Source organism: Microlunatus antarcticus (assembly GCF_014193425.1).
Classification (GTDB): Bacteria; Actinomycetota; Actinomycetes; order Propionibacteriales; family Propionibacteriaceae; genus Microlunatus; species Microlunatus antarcticus.
This window is the reverse complement of record NZ_JACHZG010000001.1, coordinates 1,672,836-1,691,290: the sequence shown is the minus strand read 5'-3', so window position 1 is coordinate 1,691,290 and position 18,455 is coordinate 1,672,836. Positions and strand designations below refer to the sequence as shown.

The 18,455-nt window shown below is 71.5% G+C and carries 17 protein-coding genes; 8 read left to right on the top strand and 9 right to left on the bottom strand.

Features of this window, described 5'->3' with window-relative positions:
- Positions 1-44: 44 nt before the first annotated feature.
- Entirely contained in the window at positions 45-2,183 is a 2,139-nt protein-coding gene (locus FHX39_RS07825; protein ID WP_183337538.1) for a DNA gyrase/topoisomerase IV subunit B, read from the bottom strand.
- Between the two features lie 279 nt (positions 2,184-2,462).
- Between FHX39_RS07825 and FHX39_RS07820 the strand changes: the two genes are divergently transcribed.
- The 3 genes from FHX39_RS07820 (at position 2,463) to FHX39_RS07810 (ending at position 5,270) form a co-directional block, all read left to right on the top strand.
- Entirely contained in the window at positions 2,463-2,660 is a 198-nt protein-coding gene (locus tag FHX39_RS07820) for a DUF7455 domain-containing protein (RefSeq protein WP_183341091.1), read from the top strand.
- A gap of 187 nt (positions 2,661-2,847) precedes the next feature.
- Entirely contained in the window at positions 2,848-4,509 is a 1,662-nt protein-coding gene (locus FHX39_RS07815) for a cellulase family glycosylhydrolase (RefSeq protein WP_183337537.1), read from the top strand.
- Positions 4,506-5,270 (top strand): YqjF family protein, encoded by a 765-nt coding sequence (locus tag FHX39_RS07810; RefSeq protein WP_183337536.1) that lies wholly within the window; start codon positions 4,506-4,508, stop codon positions 5,268-5,270. The genes FHX39_RS07815 and FHX39_RS07810 overlap by 4 nt, the downstream gene beginning before the upstream one ends.
- A gap of 62 nt (positions 5,271-5,332) precedes the next feature.
- Here FHX39_RS07810 and FHX39_RS07805 read toward each other — a convergent pair whose 3' ends face one another.
- On the bottom strand, positions 5,333-5,851 hold the full coding sequence (locus FHX39_RS07805) for a hypothetical protein (protein WP_183337535.1): 519 nt from the start codon (positions 5,849-5,851) through the stop codon (positions 5,333-5,335).
- A gap of 224 nt (positions 5,852-6,075) precedes the next feature.
- Here FHX39_RS07805 and FHX39_RS07800 point away from each other — a divergent pair, with 224 nt between their 5' ends.
- The 4 genes from FHX39_RS07800 (at position 6,076) to FHX39_RS07785 (ending at position 10,203) form a co-directional block, all read left to right on the top strand.
- Positions 6,076-7,500 (top strand): D-arabinono-1,4-lactone oxidase, encoded by a 1,425-nt coding sequence (locus FHX39_RS07800; protein ID WP_183337534.1) that lies wholly within the window; start codon positions 6,076-6,078, stop codon positions 7,498-7,500.
- The gene (locus FHX39_RS07795; protein ID WP_183337533.1) at positions 7,497-8,351 is read left to right on the top strand and encodes a glycosyltransferase family 8 protein; all 855 of its coding nucleotides are present in this window, start codon (positions 7,497-7,499) and stop codon (positions 8,349-8,351) included. Before FHX39_RS07800 ends, FHX39_RS07795 begins: the two co-directional genes overlap by 4 nt.
- 25 nt (positions 8,352-8,376) lie before the next feature.
- Positions 8,377-9,393 carry a YdcF family protein gene (locus FHX39_RS07790; protein WP_183337532.1) on the top strand — a complete coding sequence of 339 codons (1,017 nt, stop codon included), beginning with the start codon at positions 8,377-8,379 and terminating at the stop codon, positions 9,391-9,393.
- 108 nt (positions 9,394-9,501) lie between these two features.
- Positions 9,502-10,203, top strand: a complete 702-nt coding sequence (locus FHX39_RS07785; protein WP_183337531.1) for a DUF1028 domain-containing protein — start codon at positions 9,502-9,504, stop codon at positions 10,201-10,203.
- Between the two features lie 23 nt (positions 10,204-10,226).
- On the opposite strand, the gene FHX39_RS07780 is transcribed toward FHX39_RS07785, so the two are convergent.
- Genes FHX39_RS07780 through FHX39_RS07760 form a run of 5 tightly spaced genes read right to left on the bottom strand, consistent with a single transcriptional unit; the run spans position 10,227 to position 15,645 of the window.
- Positions 10,227-11,390: a fumarylacetoacetate hydrolase family protein gene (locus FHX39_RS07780; RefSeq protein WP_183337530.1), complete on the bottom strand. Its 1,164-nt coding sequence runs from the start codon at positions 11,388-11,390 to the stop codon at positions 10,227-10,229.
- A 14-nt stretch (positions 11,391-11,404) separates the two neighbouring features.
- Positions 11,405-12,625 (bottom strand): mandelate racemase/muconate lactonizing enzyme family protein, encoded by a 1,221-nt coding sequence (locus tag FHX39_RS07775; RefSeq protein ID WP_183337529.1) that lies wholly within the window; start codon positions 12,623-12,625, stop codon positions 11,405-11,407.
- An 8-nt stretch (positions 12,626-12,633) separates the two neighbouring features.
- Entirely contained in the window at positions 12,634-13,464 is an 831-nt protein-coding gene (locus FHX39_RS07770) for a carbohydrate ABC transporter permease (protein WP_183337528.1), read from the bottom strand.
- A complete protein-coding gene (locus tag FHX39_RS07765; RefSeq protein ID WP_198423298.1) occupies positions 13,464-14,384 on the bottom strand; it encodes a carbohydrate ABC transporter permease in 921 nt (306 codons plus the stop codon). Before FHX39_RS07765 ends, FHX39_RS07770 begins: the two co-directional genes overlap by 1 nt.
- A 1-nt stretch (position 14,385) precedes the next feature.
- Positions 14,386-15,645 carry an ABC transporter substrate-binding protein gene (locus tag FHX39_RS07760; RefSeq protein WP_183337527.1) on the bottom strand — a complete coding sequence of 420 codons (1,260 nt, stop codon included), beginning with the start codon at positions 15,643-15,645 and terminating at the stop codon, positions 14,386-14,388.
- A gap of 109 nt (positions 15,646-15,754) precedes the next feature.
- Here FHX39_RS07760 and FHX39_RS07755 point away from each other — a divergent pair, with 109 nt between their 5' ends.
- Positions 15,755-16,480, top strand: coding sequence for a FadR/GntR family transcriptional regulator (locus FHX39_RS07755; RefSeq protein WP_183337526.1), 726 nt, complete (start codon positions 15,755-15,757; stop codon positions 16,478-16,480).
- Positions 16,481-16,520: 40 nt separating this feature from the next.
- Here FHX39_RS07755 and FHX39_RS07750 read toward each other — a convergent pair whose 3' ends face one another.
- Both FHX39_RS07750 and FHX39_RS07745 read right to left on the bottom strand, forming a co-directional pair.
- Positions 16,521-16,952 carry a (2Fe-2S) ferredoxin domain-containing protein gene (locus FHX39_RS07750; RefSeq protein WP_183337525.1) on the bottom strand — a complete coding sequence of 144 codons (432 nt, stop codon included), beginning with the start codon at positions 16,950-16,952 and terminating at the stop codon, positions 16,521-16,523.
- 58 nt (positions 16,953-17,010) lie between these two features.
- Positions 17,011-18,438 (bottom strand): RNA polymerase sigma factor, encoded by a 1,428-nt coding sequence (locus tag FHX39_RS07745; protein ID WP_408631483.1) that lies wholly within the window; start codon positions 18,436-18,438, stop codon positions 17,011-17,013.
- Positions 18,439-18,455: the final 17 nt, after the last annotated feature.

Below are 18,455 nucleotides of genomic sequence, written 5' to 3'. Positions count from 1 at the left end.
CGGTTCAGCGTCGCACGCGGCTCTGACCCGTCCGGGAGCGAGGCTCAGACGTCGATCGCCGCGGCGTCCAACGCGTACGCGCCGTCGATGATGAAGCTCTTGCGGGGGGCGACGTCGTTGCCCATCAGCATCTCGAAGGTCGTCTCGGCGATCAGCCCGTCGTCGACGGTCATCCGGCGCAGCGTGCGGTGCCGCGGGCTCATGGTCGTCTCGGCCAGCTGGTCGGCGTCCATCTCGCCCAGGCCCTTGTAGCGCTGCGGCTCCTTGAAGCGCTGGTTGCGCTTGGTCAGCTCGGCGGCCGTGCGCTGGTACTCCGCGTCGGAGTAGGTGTAGATGAAGCGTTCCTGCCCCTTCTTGGGGTTGGTCAGCTCGAACCGGTGGAGCGGCGGGACCGCGGTGAAGACGCGTCCGGCGTCGACCATCGGCCGCATGTAGCGGAAGAACAGCGTCGCCAGCAGGCAGCGGATGTGCGCGCCGTCGGAGTCGGCGTCGGCCATGAAGATCACCCGGCCGTAGCGGGCCGAGTCGAGGTCGAACGTCCGCCCCGAGCCGGCGCCGACGACCTGGATGATCGAGGCGCACTCGACGTTCTTGAGCATGTCGCCGGTGGAGGCCTTCTGGGTGTTCAGGATCTTGCCGCGGATCGGCAGCAGCGCCTGGAACTCCGAGCTCCGCGCGACCTTCGCCGTGCCCAGCGCCGAGTCGCCCTCGACGATGAACAGCTCCGAGCGGTCGTCGTTGCTGCGGCAGTCGACGAGCTTGGACGGCAGCGAGGACGACTCGAGCGCGGTCTTGCGGCGCTGGTTCTCCCGCTGCTGACGCGCGGCCACCCGGGCGCGCGACGCGCTGACGACCTTCTCCAGCACCGCACGGGCCTGCTGCTTGGCCACGCCGCTCTTCGACTCCAGGAACGCGCCCAGCTCGGTCTCGACGACCTTGGTCACGATCTTGGCGACCGCCGGCGTGCCGAGCACCTCCTTGGTCTGCCCCTCGAACTGCGGCTCGGCCAGCCGGACGGTCACGACCGCCGTGAGGCCCTCGAGCACGTCGTCCTTGACGACCTCCTCGCCGGTCTTGAGCAGCCGGGTCGGCGTCAGCGCGTTGGTGACCGACCGGGTCAGCCCCCGCTCGAAGCCGACGACGTGCGTGCCGCCCTTCGGCGTGGCGATGATGTTGACGTACGAGCGCACGGTCGTGTCGTACGCGGTGCCCCAGCGCACCGCCACGTCGACCTCGAGCTCGCGGTCGACGTCGGTCGGCTCCATGTGACCGGCGTCGTCGAGCATCGGCACGGTCTCGGTGAACGACCCGGTGCCCTGCAGCCGGACGATCTCGGTGACGGCCGCGTCAGGGGCGAGGTACTCGCAGAACTCGCCGACCCCACCGTCGTGGCGGAAGACCTCCTCCTGGACGCCGTCGGCCCCGGGGTCGCGGGCGTCGGTGACCTTGAGCGCGAGGCCCGGGATGAGGAAGCTGGTCTGACGGGCCCGGTCGTGCAGGTCGGTGAGCGACAGCGCGGCGTCCACCAGGAAGATCTGGCGGTCCGGCCAGTAGGTGACGCGGGTGCCCGAGCGGCCCTTGGCCACGCGGCCGACCTTGGCCAGCGGCGCCCCGGGCGTGAACGGGGCGGTGGGGCCCGGGCCGTCGAACGTCCCCGGCACGCCCCGACGGAACGACATGGCCCAGGTGGCGCCGTCGCGGTCGACCTCGACGTCGAGCCGGGCGGACAGCGCGTTCACCACGGACGAGCCGACGCCGTGCAGGCCGCCGGTCGCGTTGTAGGAGCCGGCGCCGAACTTGCCGCCGGCGTGGAGCTTGGTGAAGACGACCTCGACCCCGGAGAGACCCGTACGGGGCTCCTTGTCCACGGGGATGCCGCGTCCGACGTCGGTGACGGTGATGCCGCCGTCCGCGCGGAGGATGACGTCGATCTCACGACCGTGGCCGCCGAGCGCCTCGTCGACCGAGTTGTCGATGATCTCCCAGAGGCAGTGCATGAGGCCGCGGGTGTCGGTCGAGCCGATGTACATGGCCGGCCGCTTGCGCACCGCCTCGAGGCCTTCGAGCACGAGCAGGTGCCGGGCCTCGTAGTCCCGGCTCTCGAGCTCCGGGCCGGCGGCGCGCGGCGTGGTGCGCCGGGGCTTCGGCGCCGCGGTGGTGCTCGTACGGGCGGGGGCTGACACGGGCCGAGGCTACCGTCCGGGGCCCTCTTGAGCCCGCACGTACCTTGGGCCATCCGGAGGGTGTCGTGGTGGCGAAGGAGAGATGTCACCGGCAGCGCGCCATACCCCGGAGGACACCTGAGAAACCGTTACACAGAAGACACGACCCGAGACTCCGATCAGGAAGTTTTTGGGCCTGGTTGGATGTTGACTAGACGTAGGACGCGGGACATGGTCGGCACCGTCGGCGAGCACCGTGAGTTTCACCCCCTGCACCAGATCAAGGAAGCGAGGCCGACCGTGAGCACAACCGTCATCGAAGGCGCCGCGCTCAACGCTGCCGATCGCTGCGATCGCTGCGGAGCCCAGGCGTACGTCCGCGTCACTCTGAACAGCGGGTTCGACCTCCTCTTCTGCGCTCACCACAGCAAGGAGCACGCGGACCGGCTGAAGCAGGTCGCGCTCGAGATCCACGACGAGTCCGCGCGGATCAGCTAGACCCCGTCACGACGACGTCTCAGCCCCTCGCTCCCCACCCTGGGAGCGGGGGGCTGTGTCGTTCCCGGGTCGGATCTGGAGGACGACCTTGGCGCCCACTGCTGCGCGACCTCAGGATTGGCGCGATGGACGTAGTTTCTGTTTCAACTCTGCCCGGGCAGCCGACACATCTGCCTAACCTGCTCGCGTGCTGCGCTCCGTCCTTCGTTCTCTGTGCTCCCTCGGGTGCGCCCTCCTGCTGGCGGTCGCGGCGGTGAGCGCCACCGCGCTGCCCGCCGTCGCGGCTGCGCCCACGGGCTGGCTGCACACCAAGGGGTCGCGCATCCTCGACTCCAAGAACGCCGACCACGTGATCCGGGCCACCAGCTGGTTCGGGATGGAGACGGCGAACTGCGCCCCGCACGGGCTGTGGCAGATCAAGCTCGACGACGGCATGGCGGAGATCGCCTCCTTCGGCTTCAACGCGATCCGGCTGCCGTACTCCAACGAGTGCCTCGCCGCGACGGAGACCTCCGGCATCGACCTCACGCTGAACCCGGCGCTGAAGGGCCTCACGCCGCTGCAGGTGATGGACGCGTTCGTCGCCAGCGCCAAGGCGCACGGCCTGAGCGTGATCCTCGACCGGCACCGCCCGGACTCGGGCGCGCAGTCCGAGCTCTGGTACACCTCGACCTGGTCGGAGTCGCGCTGGATCTCCGACTGGACGATGCTCGCCCGGCGGTACGCAAAGGACCCGACGGTCGTCGGCGTCGACCTCCACAACGAGCCGCACGGCACCGCCTGCTGGGGCTGCGGCGACCCGAAGCGCGACTGGGCCGCCGCCGCGACCCGGGCCGGGAACGCGGTGCTCGCGGTCAACCCGAGGCTGTTGATCGTCGTCGAGGGCGTCGAGCAGCAGAAGTCGTCGAAGACCTGGTGGGGCGGCGGGCTGGCCGACGCGAAGAAGCACCCCGTCAAGCTCAAGGTCGCCAACCGGCTCGTCTACTCCACCCACGACTACCCGGCGTCGGTCTTCGCGCAGCCCTGGTTCTCGGCCAAGAACTACCCCAAGAACCTGCCGGGAGTCTGGAAGGCGAGCTGGGGCTACCTGCAGGAGTCCGGCACGGCGCCCGTCCTCCTCGGCGAGTTCGGGACCAAGCTCGAGACCACGTCGGACCAGCAGTGGCTGACGACCCTCGTCGAGTACGTGCGCAAGAACAAGATGAGCTTCGCCTACTGGTCCTTCAACCCCAACAGCGGCGACACCGGCGGTCTGGTCAAGGACGACTGGCGTACGCCGCAGCAGGCCAAGCTCGACGTGCTGCGCCCGATCCTGGGCAAGCAGACCCCGTTCACGCCGAGCACGAAGACGACGAAGCCGACCCCGGGCAGCACGACCCAGCGCCGCACGAGCGGCCCGCAGCCCGAGCCGACGCCGAGCGCCTCGGCCGCCCCGAGCACCCCGGCACCGTCGGCCAGCCCGAGCGCGGAGCCGTCGGTCGCGCCGTCCGAGCCCACGGCTTCGCCGTCCGAGCCCGCCTCGAGCACCAGCCCCGGCACCGCCACGGGCACGGCGGACGGCACGACCGCCGACTGGAAGGTGCAGAGCTCCTGGCCCGGCGGCTACGTCGCCGAGCTGACCGTCAGCAGCGAGCAGGCCCGCCAGGGCTGGACCGTGAGCTGGCCGGACGCGGAGGCGAGCTCGGTCGTCAACGCCTGGGGCATGACCTGCACGGACGCCGCCGGCACGATCAGCTGCTCCGGCGACGGCTGGGGCGGCGACCTGCGGCCCGGGCAGCCGGTGCGGGTCGGCGTGCAGGTGGCCACCCCGGGAACAGCGCCGACGGCGCCGACGCTGACGGTGTCGTGACCGACGGTGCGCGAGCGACGACCCTCCCGGAGCCCGTGTCGCGGGACGCTCCCGCCCTGCGCGGGCCCGCGCTGCTGGACCAGGTCTGGCGTGACCTCACGTTCCTGCACTGGCGGGTCGACGCCGAGCTCGTCGCGCCGCTGCTGCCGACCGGCGTGGTGCCGGACGTGCACGACGGGTCGTCCTGGGTCGGGCTGATCCCCTTCCGGCTGACCGACGCGCGCTTCGGCAGCGGGCCGGTGCTGCCGTACGTCGGGTCGTTCGCCGAGACGAACGTCCGGCTGTACGGGGTCGACGCGTCGGGCCGGCGGGGCGTGGTGTTCGCCTCGCTCGAGGCGGAGCGGCTGGCCTTCGTCATCGGCTCCCGCGTCGCGCTCAACATCCCGTACACGTGGGCGAAGATGCGCGCCACGCACGAGGGCGACCGCTACACGTACGAGAGCCGGCGCCGCTGGCCCTCCCCGCGCGGCCTGCGCTCGCGCGTCGACGTCGAGGTCCTGCCCGGCGAGATCCACGACGACCCGCTGGCCGACTTCCTCACCGCGCGCTGGGGGCTCTTCACCCACCACCTCGGGCGGACCTTCTTCCTGCCCAACGAGCACGCCCCCTGGCCCCTGCGCCCCGTCCGGGTCCTCGAGATCGAGGACCACCTCGTCGCCGCCGCGGGCCTGCCCGGCCTCACGCACCGCGCCCCCGACTCGGCCCTCTTCTCCGCCGGCGTCCGGACGGTCTTCGGCGGACCTCAGCGCGTCGAGGTCTAAGCCGTCCGGTACACGCAAGAACGCTCCCTGAGCCTGTCGAAGGGCCTCGGTGAGGTCGGCCGTCAGGCCCGGGGACGGATCCTCTTCCGCAGCCCGACGCCCACCGCGGCCAGGACCAGCCCCGTCGCGGCCACGAGCGCGGCGGCAGCCTGCTGCTGCGTCCAGACCGTCGTGGCGAAGACCTGGTGGTAGCCGGGTCTGAACTTCGAGATGGAGACGGTCGCCTCGGTGCGGTCCAGCCGCCCCAGGACGACGAAGGACGCCAGGCCGCCGACGACGAGGAGCGCTGCGAGCACGAGGACACGTCCGCCGAGCCGGGCAGGTGCCAGGCCGCGGGCCGCAGCGACCAGGCCCAGAAGACGGGCGAGCACCAGCAGACCGACCATGACCAGGACCGCTCCGGCTGCCCGGGTTCTGTTCCACGCGACGAGGCCGTCGAGGAAGTCCTGCGACGGGGGTCCGTCGTAGGAGAACCAGCCCACTTCTGCCTGCGCAGCCGGGGCCCGCAGGACGAGCACACCGATGACCACGACCAGGACGCCGAGGCCTGCGGTCAGCGCCGTCCGCCGCCTGGTCACCATGCGCACAGGCTCCCACGGCAGCCGGCCGGGGACGACCGACGACTCGGCCCACCCCCCGGGGCACGCCCTCCGTCGGTTGGATGCACCCCCCGACGTCGGGATCACCACACCCCCAAAAGGGTGCAGGACGGCCCCCGAGGATGCACTCTGGACTGGTCAGTGGCGTCGGGAGGCGCCAAGCCGGACCACCGGGAGCTAACCGGACGACCCGCAGGAGCAACGAGATGGCCCGAGACGACCTCGCCTACCCCCGACGTCAGCCCGACCAGGCGGGAGAGGACGTACGGACCCGCAACTGGGCCCGTAACGCGACCCTTGGCTCCGCCGGATCGGTCCGCGCCCCTCGCACGGAGGACGAGCTCCGCGAGCTACTCGCCACGACGCAGGGTGGCGTGCGCGTGATCGGGAGCCGCATGTCCCCGGGACGCATGCTGTCCCTCGCCGCCCAGGGCGACACCCTCCTCGACCTCAGCCACCTGCGTGGGCTCGTCCACCTCGGCGAGGATCGGGCCACCTTCGCTGCGGCCACCACGCTGGGCGAGATCTACACCTGCCTCAGCAGCCGCGGCCGGATGCTGCCGTCCTCTCCGGGCGTGATCGCCCACCAGACGCTCGCGGGGGCCCTGGCGACCGGGACGCACGGCCAGGGCCTCGGCCAGAGCTGCATCGCCGACTCCGCCCTCTCGGTGCGCATGGTGCTCGCCGACGGCTCCGTCGCCGAGTACGAGGCGGACCACCCGTGGTTCGGTGCGGTCAAGCTCGGCCTCGGCCTGCTCGGCGTGGTCACGCAGGTGACGCTGCGGACCGTCCCCTCCCCCGTCTACTCCTGCCAGAAGGCCGTCACGAGCGCGGCGACGCTGGAGACCGACCTCCTCACGTGGAACCGCGACAACGCCCTCAGCAAGGCCTGGTGGTTCCCCGACCAGGACCAGGTGCACGTCTGGACCGCGCAGGAGGCGTCCGAGACCGAGGTCGAGCGCTACCGCGCCGGCGGCAGCGTCCTGATCGAGGAGCAGGTCACCAGCGCGGTGCTCAACTCGACCGTCGACCGGACGCTCGAGCACATGCGTGGCGACACCAAGATCCTCGACGAGCAGGGCAAGCCGTTCCAGACGGTCAACCGCTTCAAGGACTTCTCCGACGTGACCGGCGACGTCTACCAGGTCTTCTGCCGCGGGATCGCGACCCCGCAGATCAACGTGGAGATCGGCATCCCGCTGGCCAGCGCCGGCCGGGTGGTCGCCGCGATCAAGCGGTGGCACGCCGAGACCCGCCCGCACATGCACTACCCGGTCATCCTCCGGGCGACCGGCGCCTCGGACTCCTGGCTGAGCCCCTCGTACGGGCAGGAGACGTGCTTCTTCGGCTTCGTCGTCTACTACGCCGAGGACGGCTCGCTGGCCCCCGAGGGCGTGGACTTCCTGCGGGCCGTCGAGCGGGTGCTGGCCGAGGAGGGCGGGCGTCCGCACTGGGGCAAGTACTTCGACGAGGCGCTCTACGACTGGTCCGCGCTCTACCCGCGCTGGGCGGCGTTCCGCGGCGTGCGGGCGGCGCTCGACCCGCACCACCGCTTCGACAACGCGTTCACCTCCGAGCTCTTCGCCCCGACCGTGCACCCGTCGCGCGACCTGGCGGGAGCGCGGGCGTGAAGGCCTGGGCCACGCTGCTGACGCAGCCGGGCTACCTCCCCGGCGTGCGCACGCTGCGCGCCTCCCTCGAACGGGTCGGGAGCGCCTACCCCCTCGTCGTTACCGTGACAGACGGGATCGGGGCGGAGGACCGCGCCCTGCTCGAGGCGGAGGGCTGCCTCCTGCGTGAGCTCGAGCCCCTACGACCCCCGAGCGGGCTGCAGGACCACTACGCCAACGCGCGCTTCGCCGAGGTGTGGACCAAGCTCGGGGTCTGGCGGCTGACCGAGTTCGAGCGCCTCGTCGTGCTCGACGCCGACATGCTCGTCACGCAGAACATGGACGAGCTGTTCGACCTCGCGCTGGACGACGACGAGATCGCCGCGTGCCACGCCTGCCGCTGCAACCCCAACCGGATCGCGTCCTACCCGGAGAGCTGGACGCCGGCGGGCTGCGCGTACACCTACCTGGCCGGGGCCGAGCCGGGCGCCGACGTGGACGTCGTCGACCCGTACTTCAACGGCGGCACCCTCGTGCTGCGGCCCGACCTCGCCGTCTTCGACGCGCTGCTGGCCGAGCTCGCCGCCGTGGACGACCTGTCGCGCTACGTCTTCGCCGAGCAGGACTTCCTCAACGAGCACTTCTACGGCCGCTGGGTGGCGCTGCCGTACGTCTACAACGCGCTCAAGACGTTGCCGTTCCAGCACCCCGACCTGTGGGACGCCAGCGCGGTCAAGAACATCCACTTCATCATCGACAAGCCGTGGGAGTCCCCGCTCGACCCCGCCAGCCGCTACCACGAGCTCGAGCGGCAGTGGTGGGACGTGACCCCGGTGACGTCGGACGACACGGGCCTGGTCCAGCTGCACTGACCAGGCACCGCGGTACGGTCCCCCGGTGTCGAGCCTGATCCTGGCCGCGGTCTTCGCCGTCCTCTACGGGGTGTTCCGGCAACGGGACCGACGCCTCCTGCGCAACGGGGTCTTCCTCGTCGGCGCGCTGTTCTTCGGTCTCGTCGGCGTGCTCGGGCTGCTCGTCGAGACCGTTCCCGTGCTGGGGGTCGTCGTCGTGGCGCTCCTGGCCCTGCTGCCCGCCGCCGTCCTCGTGCTCGCCGGCTTCCTCGTCGCCAACGGCCTGACGATGGTGCGCAAGGAGGGGCGGAGCCTGGCGAACCTGCTGTCCTTGGTCGCCGGGCTGGCCGTGCTCGCCGTCCCCGTGGCCGCGGTGCTGCTCGCCGCGACCCGGCTGCGGCTCGGCATCCTCCTGGCCGTCGTGCTGGTCTTCGCCGCCAGCTACCTGGGCGTCGTCTTCGTCGCGTTCCTCGTCTACTCCCTCGTGTACGGGCGGACGCGCTTCAGCAGCCAGCCCGCGGCCGTCGTCGTGCTCGGCTCCCGGATCATCGACGGCCGGGTGCCCCCGCTGCTGCGGAGCCGGCTGGACCGGGCCGTGCAGGTCTACCGCCTCGCCGCGCAGACCGGCCGGCCTCCGCTGCTCATCCCGTCCGGCGGCCAGGGCGCCGACGAGACGCGGCCCGAGGGCGAGGCGATGGCCGAGTACCTCCTCGCCCAGGGCGTCGACCCCGCCGACGTGCGGCCCGAGGAACGGGCGACGACGACCCGCGAGAACCTCGTCCTGTCCGCCGCCGTGCAGGAGCAGGCGGGCCGGCCGGGTCCGGTGCTGGCCGTGACGAACAGCTACCACACCCTCCGGGCCGCGATGATCGCGCGCGACCTCGGTCTCGACGCCCAGGTCGTGGGGTCCCCCACCGCCCGCTACTACGTCCCCAGCGCCTTCCTCCGCGAGTTCGTCGCCGTGCTGGTGGAGCAGCGTACGGTCCACGCGGTCGTGCTGGGCATCCCGTTCCTGCTCGGTTCCGTCCTGCTCGTGCTGGACCTCACCGGTCTCGTGACCTGACAGGCCGGGCCGTGCGGGCGTATCGCCGCGCCCTCGGCTAGGGTCCGGCTCGACCAGGTGCCGTCATCGTCGACCGCCACGTTCTGAGGACGCAGAGGACAGCCCGACATGACCTTCACCATCGTCGCCGTCGACCCCGAGACCCGCGCCGTCGGCCTGTGCCAGGGCACGAGCGCCATGGGGGTGGCCTCACGCTGCACCCACGTCCGCGCCGGCGTCGCCGCGATCGCCTCGCAGAGCCACAGCGACTGGCGCCTCGGACGGCGGGCGCTCGACCTCGTGGAGAGCGGGCTCGAGCCCGCCGTCGCGATCGACGCGCTGCGCACGACCGACGCCCACTTCGGCTACCGGCAGGTCGGGATCGTCACGCCCGACGGGCGCGTGGCGGGCCACACCGGACCGAGCTGCGGCCCGTACGCCGCGCACCGGACCGGTGACGGCTTCGCCGTGCTGGGCAACCTGCTCGTCGGTCAGCAGGTCCTCGACGCGATGGCCGAGAGCTACGAGGGCAGCGGCGACCGCGCCTTCGCCGAACGGCTCCTGCTCGCGGTGGAGTCCGGCCTCGCGGCGGGCGGCGAGGGCGTGCAGCACCTGTCGTCCACGATCGTCGTCGCCGGCACCGCGTCACCGCGTCCGCTGCTCGACCTCCGGGTCGACGTGGCCCCGCCCGGCACGGACGCGATCCCCGAGCTGCGTCGCATCTTCGATGAGTTCGCGCCGCTGGTCGACTACTACGCCGACTACTGGCTCGACCACCCCGAGGTGACCCCGGAGCAGTGGCGCGAGCTCGGGAGCCCGACCAGCCGCTGAGGCGCGGAGGCGCGGACGCTCGGTCAGAGCAGGTCGCGGGCGGCCAGGTTCCGCATGAGCTCCCGGATCCCCGACGTCCAGGGCGGAGCCTGCTCGGAGGACGTCACCATGTTGACCAGCCGACCGAGGGCGGGCGCCGAGATGGTGACGCGGTCGCCCGGGTGGTGCGTGAAGCCGAGCCCCGGCTCGTCGCGGTCGTCGACGGGCGCGAACATCGTCCCGGTGAACAGGGCGAAGCCGTCGGGGTACTGGTGGTGGCGCCCGTGGGCGTGGCGGACCAGGTCGAGCGGGTCCCGGCTCATCTCGCTCATCGAGCTGCCCGCCTCCAGCACGTAGCCGTCGCGGCCCTCGATGCGCAGCGTGACGTCGAGGCGGCGTACGTCGTCGAGGGTGAAGGTGTCGTCGAAGAGCCGGATCATCGGCCCGATCGCGCACGAGGCGTTGTTGTCCTTGGCCTCGGTCAGCAGCAGGGCGCTACGGCCCTCGAAGTCGCGCAGGTTGACGTCGTTTCCCAGGGTGGCGCCCACGGGCTCGCCCGTGCTGGTCACGGCCAGCACGACCTCGGGCTCGGGGTTGTTCCAGGTCGAGCGCTCCAGCACCCCGATCTGCGCCCCCGTGCCCACCGCCGACAGGACCGGCGCCTTGGAGAAGATCTCGGGGTCGGGCCCGATGCCCACCTCCAGGTAGGGCGACCACAGCCCCTCGGCGATGAGCACGGTCTTGGCCCGCGCGGCCTCCTCCGACCCCGGCCGCACCGAGGCCACCGCCCCGCCGACCACGTCCGCGACGCGCGCGCGGATCTCCCGGGCCCGGGCCGGGTCGCCCTTCGCGTGCTCCTCGATGACGCGCTCGAGCATGCTGCGGGCGAACGTCACCCCCGCGGCCTTGATCACCTGGAGGTCGACGGGCGCCAGGAGGCGCGGCCCGGTGCGGTCGCCGTCCAGCGTCGCGGCGAGCACGGCCGGCAGGGACCAGCGTCGGCCACCGTCGGACCCGCGGACCACGCCGAGCCGGTCCTGGCGGTCGAGCAGGTCGGACACGGTGGGCGTCGTCCCGCTCAGGTCGACGAGCTCGGTGCCCCGCACCGCGACCACGCACGGGCCCACCTCCGGGTCGAGCAGCCGCCCGACCAGGAGCGCCTCCGCGCCGTCGGTCGTCAGCGGCAGGTGCTCGAACGGTTCGGTCATCTCGTCTCCTCGGTCTAGGACGCGGCCAGCAGGTCGTCGCCGGTGAGCAGCGGCTCCGCCGCCCCGCCGCGGTTGAAGTAGGAGCAGGCGTCCGGCGGGCGGATGTCGGCGACCGTGTCGGAGAAGAGTGCCATCGGGTGCGGGACGTACGGGTGCTCGGCGATCGCGTCCAGGTCGAGGTCGATCCCGAGCCCGATCCCGTCGGGGATCAGCACGTCGCCCTCCGCGGTGAGCTCGAGGTGCTCGTCCGACACGTCGCCCCGCCACGGGACGTCCACGGCCATGATCTCGAGGTAGCGGAAGTTGGGCAGCGTCGCCCCCAGCTGGAGGGTGGCCGCCGTGCTGAGGGGCCCGCTCGGGTTGTGAGGCGCGAACGGTACGTAGTGGTGGGCCGCGAGCGTCGAGATGAAGGCGAGCTCGAGGAGCCCACCGGCGTGCGTGACGTCGGGCTGGACGAAGTCGACCGCACCGCGTTCCAGCGCGGGCACGAAGCCCTGACGGCCGTACCAGCGCTCGCCGGCGGCGATCGCGACCGGGGAGTGCCGCCGGATCTCGATCATCGCGTCGATCCCCTCCGGCGGGCAGGGCTCCTCGAAGAACACGGGGTTGAAGGGCTCGAGACGCCGCGCCACCCGGATGGCGGTCGGCACGTCGAAGCGCCCGTGGCCCTCGACGAACAGCTCGACGTCGCCCCCCACCGCCTCGCGGACCGCGGCCACGGACTCCAGCATCCGGTCGAGGTCCCGGTCGGTCACGTAGAGGTCGGCCGCCTCGAAGGGGTCCCACTTCAGCCCGCGGAACCCGGCCGCCGTCGTCACCACGGCCGCCGCCGCGAAGTCCTCCGGGCAGGCGGCGCCGGAGAACCAGCCGTTGGCGTACGCCCGCACCCGGTCGCGGATCGCCCCACCCAGCATCCGGTGCACCGGCACGCCGAGCGCCCGGGCGGACACGTCCCAGAGCGCCATCTCCAGGGCGCTGAGCGCGGTGCCCGACACGGGGCCGCCGCGCCAGTAGCCGTCGCGGGAGACCTCGTAGACCAGCTGGCTGATCCGCGTCGGGTCCTTGCCGAGCACCGCCTGCTCCAGGACCCGAACCGCGCCCTGCACGGCCAGCTCCTGACCCTCGAGGGTCGCCTCGGCCACGCCGGTCAGCCCCTCGTCGGTCGTCAGCCGCAGGAAGACGAGGTTGGTGCGGTAGAAGTCGACGGTCACCGTGTCGAGCGAGATGATCTTCATGCGGGTTCCTATCCTTTGACGGCGCCGGCCGTCATGCCGGAGACGACGTACTTCTGGGCGAAGAGGTAGAACGCGACCGCCGGCAGCGTGAACATGAACGCGACGGCCATGATCGTCTGGATGGCGGTGCCCTGCTCGCCCACGAAGCCGGCCAGGCCGACCGACGCCGGCTGCAGGCCCTTGTCAAAGATGAACGTGACGGCGAAGACGTACTCGTTCCACGCGTGGAAGAAGGCGATGACGGCGGCCGCGGCGATCGACGGCGTCATGATCGGCAGGTTGATCCGTGTCAGGACCGAGAAGGGCCCGCAGCCGTCGACGCGGGCCGACTCCTCCAGCTCCTTCGGGATGCCGTCGATCGCCCCCTTGAGGACCAGCGCGACGATCGGCAGGACGAACGCGGCGTTCGCGAGCACGAGCCCGCCGAGCGAGTCCAGGAGGTCGAAGCGGCGGTAGAGGGAGAACAGCGGCACGACCATCAGCGCCTCGGGGAGCATCTGCGTCATGAGCAGCAGCAGCCCGACGAGGCTCTTGCCGACGAAGGAGAACCGCGACAGCGCGTACGCCAAAGGGATCCCGAGCCCGATCGCCAGCACGGTGGTGCCGACGGCGACGACGGTGCTGTTGGCGAGCCACGTGAGGGTCTGGCCCTCGGTCAGCGCGTCGACGAACACGTCGAACTGGCGGAGGTCGGGGACCAGCCGCGTGCGGGGGGCGAAGAGGTCCGCGTCGCTGGTGAGCGCGGTCGTGAACATCCAGTAGATCGGGAAGACCGACACCCCGAGGACGACCAGGACGGCGAGCATGCGGCCGGCGACACCGAGACGGAGGCGGCGCATCAGGCGGTCCGCTCCGCTGCGCGGGCGACGGCCCGGCTGCCGGCGACCACGATCAGCGCGATCACGATCCCGACCATGCCGACGGCGGCGGCGGCCCCGAGCTGCTTGGAGTCGAACGCCTGGGAGTAGAGGTCGATGACCAGCGTCCGCGTACGGCCGAGCGGCCCGCCGCGCGTCATCAGCCAGATCAGCTCGAAGCGCCGCAGCGACCAGATGGTCATCAGCAGCGCGACCAGCCCGACCGTCGGACGGATCACCGGCCAGGTCACCGCGAGGAAGATCCACCCGCCGCGCGCGCCGTCGACCCGCGCGGCCTCGACGAGCTCCGCGGGCACCGACTGCAGCGCCGAGAGGATCACGACGGCGACGAAGGGGAAGAGCTGCCAGACCGTGGTCACCAGGATGGCGGCGAGGGCCAGGCGCGGGTTGTCCAGGACGCCGCTCTCCCCCACGTCGACCCCGACGGCGCGCAGCGCGCGCGTCAGGACGCCGTACTGGGCGTTGAGCATCCAGGTCGCGATGAGGGCGGTGGCGATCCCCGGGGCCGCCCACGGGATCGTGACCAGGGCCCGGGCGACACCCCGGCCGGGGAAGCGCCCGTTCAGCAGCAGCGCCACCACCAGACCTGAGCCGACGGCGCCGACCACGCAGGCGAGGACGTAGGCGAGGGTCGTCACCAGCGTCTGCCGGAAGTCCTCGCTGGCGAAGATGCGTGCGTAGTTGTCGAGCCCGACCCAGGTGCTCCGGGTCGGGTTCAGCAGGTTGGTCCGGGTGAAGCTGAGGTAGACCTCCTGCAGCAGCGGCACGGCCTGGAACAGGACGATGTAGACGGCGGCCGGCAGCAGGAACAGGTACGGCGTGCTCCTGCTGCCCAGCGCGCCGCGCCGTGGCCGCGTGGCCAGGAGAGCGGCGTCGGCCACCTCAACCGACGATCTTCAGCGCTTCGTCCTGCGCCTTGTCCATCGCCTGCTGCATGCTCTGCTGCCCCTGCAGGGCCGCGATCACCTGGGTGACGACGATCTTGCGGATGTCCGCCGTCTTCGGGCCGAAGCCGACGACGATCTGCGGGGCGCTGGAGTTGGTCAGCTCGTCGTAGACGGGCAGGAAGGGCGTCTCCTCCAGCTGCTTGGCGCTGCGCTGGGTCACCGTCGCGACGCTCGAGGCGCCGAGGGCCTCCTGCAGCGCCGTCTGGTTCTCGCTCTGGAGCACCCAGTCGACGAAGGCGGCGGCCTGGTCCTTGTGCTCGCTGTTCGCGTTGATCACGATCGGCGCCATGATTGCGCCCTGCGCGCGGACCGGGAACGGGATCGGGGCGACGCTGAACTTGAGGTCGGGGTTCGTGCCGCGGGTGGCCACGAGGTAGCCGCCGTTGTTCAGCTCCATCCCGACCTTGTTCTGGGCGAACATCTTGCGGAACGTCGCCGCGTCGGCACCCTTCGGGATCACGCCCGCGTCGTAGAGCGACTGGTACGCCTCGAGGCCCTTGACGTTCTCGGCCTTGTTCAGCGTGAGGTTCGTGCCGTCCGACCACTGGCCGCCGAAGCCGTAGACGTAGTTGAAGATGTCCTGCCAGACGCCGTTCTCCTCGGCCTGCGTCTGCCGGAAGGCGAGCCCGTAGACGTCGCCCTTCGTCGTCGCCTTCGCGGTCTTCATGAACTCGTCGAACGTCTTCGGCGGCGTCTTCACGAGCTCGGTGTTGTAGTACATGACGTAGTTCGAGGTGTCGAAGACGATCCCGTAGCGCTTGCCGTCCAGCTTCATGTACTGGTCGGGGCCGGGCTGCAGCTGCAGGCCGTCGGTCTTCACGCGGTCGTCGAGCGGCTCGAGCAGGTCCGCGTCGGCGGCGGCGGTGAACTCGGGCATGTCGAAGCGCACCAGGTCGGGCCCCTCGCCCCCGCCCATCTGGGTCAGGACGGTCTGGCCGAAGGTCGGGAACGGCACCGCGGCCGGCTCGATCTTCACCGCCGTCTGGCTGGCGTTGTAGCTGTCGATGAGCGCGGTCAGGCGCGGGCCGAGCCCGGGGTCGCCGAACGTCGAGGCCGCGAAGGTGACCGTGACGGGGCCGCCGTCACCACCGTCGTCGGAGCCGGCCGAGCCGCCGCAGGCCGTCAGGCTCAGCCCGGCCGCGAGGGCCAGGGCGACAGCCGCCAGAGGTGAACGCCGGGGGTGCGGGAAAGCCATCGGGTTACTCCTTCGTAAGCGCCAGGTCGGTACCGCCATAAAATACTAATTAATGAAGAGTGGCAAGCGCACGGCTGGAAGGCGGGCGCACCTGCGCTACGGTCAGGACGTGGCTGTGTACCCCGGGCGCGGCCTCCACGGCGAGGTCGTCTCCGCGCTGGGCCTGCGGATCATCCGCAGCGACTACCCGCCGGGCTCGGTCATCGACATCGACGCCCTCGAGCCCGAGTTCGGGGTCAGCAAGACGGTCATCCGGGAGGCCCTGAAGGTCCTCGGGGCCAAGGGTCTGGTCGACTCGCGACCGAAGCGCGGCACCTTCGTCCGCGAGCGCGACGCGTGGAGCCTGCTCGACAGCGACGTGATGATGTGGCGCCGCGAGGCGCGGCGCGAGGACGACCGGCTGCTGGCCGACCTGGCGGAGCTCCGCGACGCGATCGAGCCGGCGGCCGCGCGGCTCGCGTCGCTCCGTCGCACCGACGCCGACCTCGAGGCGCTCGAGTCCGCCTTCGACGCCTTCGCCGCCGCCGGCCGCGACGTCGACCAGCTGGCGGCCGCCGACCTCGAGTTCCACCTGCTGCTGCTCAAGGCCACGCACAACGAGCTCTACGCCCGCCTCGACATGGTCGTCACGCACGCGCTCGAGGCGCGCAACCGGATTCAGCACCACCCGGGGGCCGGCTGGATGGACCCGGTGCCCGACCACCAGGCCGTGCTCGACGCCGTCCGGGCGGCCGACCCCGGTGCGGCCGAGGCGGCCATGCGCTTCGCGCTGCGGGATTCCGACGAGGACCTGCGTTCGGGCGAGCCGCCCTTCGAGGTCGAGCACCAGGTCTGACCCCGTCTTCGCGGCACGGTCTCAGGGGGCGGTGCCGGCCTCAGCCGACGCCGGTGGCTTCCTCGAGCTCATGCCGGTTGAGCCGGGTGGGTCGGAAGGCGTTGATCTCGACGAGGGTGGGTTCCTCGACCCGGCCGGGGCCTCCGTCGGCGACCCAGCGGACGATGTCGGCGGTGGTGTCGGGGTCGAGGGCCTGGCCGATCCAGACAGCATCACCACCGGCAGCCCGGCCGTCCTGGCCGGGGAGGACGACGACGACGTTGGAGTGGTCGCAGGCGTCGAGGCAGCTGCTCGACACCACGTCGGCGACGCCGTCGAGGCCGAGCCGGACCTGGCGCAGCTGGGCGACGTGGTCGAAGCCGGGGTGCTTGGTGCGGTTGCCGCAGTCACCGCCGCGGCAGACCACGACGACGGGCCGGTCGCCAGCGATCTCGCGGGGCGGCCGTCGGTTCTTGGGTGAGCGCTTGGCCATGGAACCTGAACGGCGGCGCCCCGACGGGGAACCCGTCGGAGCGCCGCCGCCTGCAGACTCAGTCCAGGTAGTCGCGCAGGACCTGCGAGCGCGACGGGTGCCGCAGCTTGCTCATGGTCTTCGACTCGATCTGGCGGATCCGCTCACGGGTCACGCCGTAGACCTTGCCGATCTCGTCCAGCGTCTTGGGCTGACCGTCGGTCAGGCCGAAGCGCATGGAGACCACACCGGCCTCCCGCTCGCTGAGCGTGTCGAGCACGTCGTGCAGCTGCTCCTGCAGGAGCGTGAAGCTCACCGCGTCCGCCGGCACGACAGCCTCGGAGTCCTCGATCAGGTCGCCGAACTCGGAGTCGCCGTCCTCGCCGAGCGGGGTGTGCAGCGAGATCGGCTCACGCCCGTACTTCTGGACCTCGACGACCTTCTCCGGGGTCATGTCGAGCTCCTTGGCGAGCTCCTCCGGCGTGGGCTCGCGCCCCAGGTCCTGCAGCATCTGGCGCTGGACGCGGGCGAGCTTGTTGATGACCTCGACCATGTGCACCGGGATGCGGATGGTGCGGGCCTGGTCGGCCATCGCGCGGGTGATCGCCTGGCGGATCCACCACGTCGCGTACGTGGAGAACTTGTAGCCCTTGGTGTAGTCGAACTTCTCGACCGCACGGATCAGGCCGAGGTTGCCCTCCTGGATCAGGTCGAGGAAGAGCATGCCGCGGCCGGTGTAGCGCTTGGCCAGGCTGACGACGAGGCGCAGGTTGGCCTCGAGCAGGTGGTTCTTCGCCCGGCGGCCGTCCTCGGCGATCCAGTCGTAGTCGTCGGCCTCCTTGGGCTTGATCTTGACGGCGACGTCGGCGATCTTCTCGTCCGCGAACAGGCCGGCCTCGATCCGCTTGGCGAGCTCGACCTCCTGCTCGGCGTTGAGCAGCGCGACCTTGCCGATCTGCTTCAGGTAGTCCTTGACCGGGTCGGCGGTCGCACCGGCCACCATGACCTGCTGCTCGGGCTCGTCGGCGTCGTCGGCCGCGGAGAGCGTGAAGCCCTGGTCCTCGACGAGCTTGGCCTCGACCACGGCCTCCTTGGCCGGCTCGAACTTGGCCTCGTCGACGTCGTCGAGCGTCCGCTTCTTGCCCACGGTGACGACGACCTCGTCGCCCTCGAGGTCCACCTGCACCTCGGCGCCGCCCACACCGGCCACGACGTCCACCACGGCGAGCTCGGCGGGGTCGATCTCGTCCTCGAGGTCGACGGACGGGTCGGGCTCGACCTCGTCGGAGGGATCGGCGTCGGCCTTCTTCTTCGCCGCGGCCTTCGGGCCGGCGGCGGGGGCCGCGACGGCCTTCAGGGGCGTCTTCTTGGCCGCAGGCCGTCGGGCCGGAGCCTTCTTGGTGGCCGTACGGGTGCCGCGGGAGGCCGCGCCCTCCGAGAGCGTGGCCTCGTCGTCGAGCGACTCCGACACGGGGGCGGGGGCTTGGGCTTTGGCGGGCGGCGTCACAAAGAACCTCTCGGGCT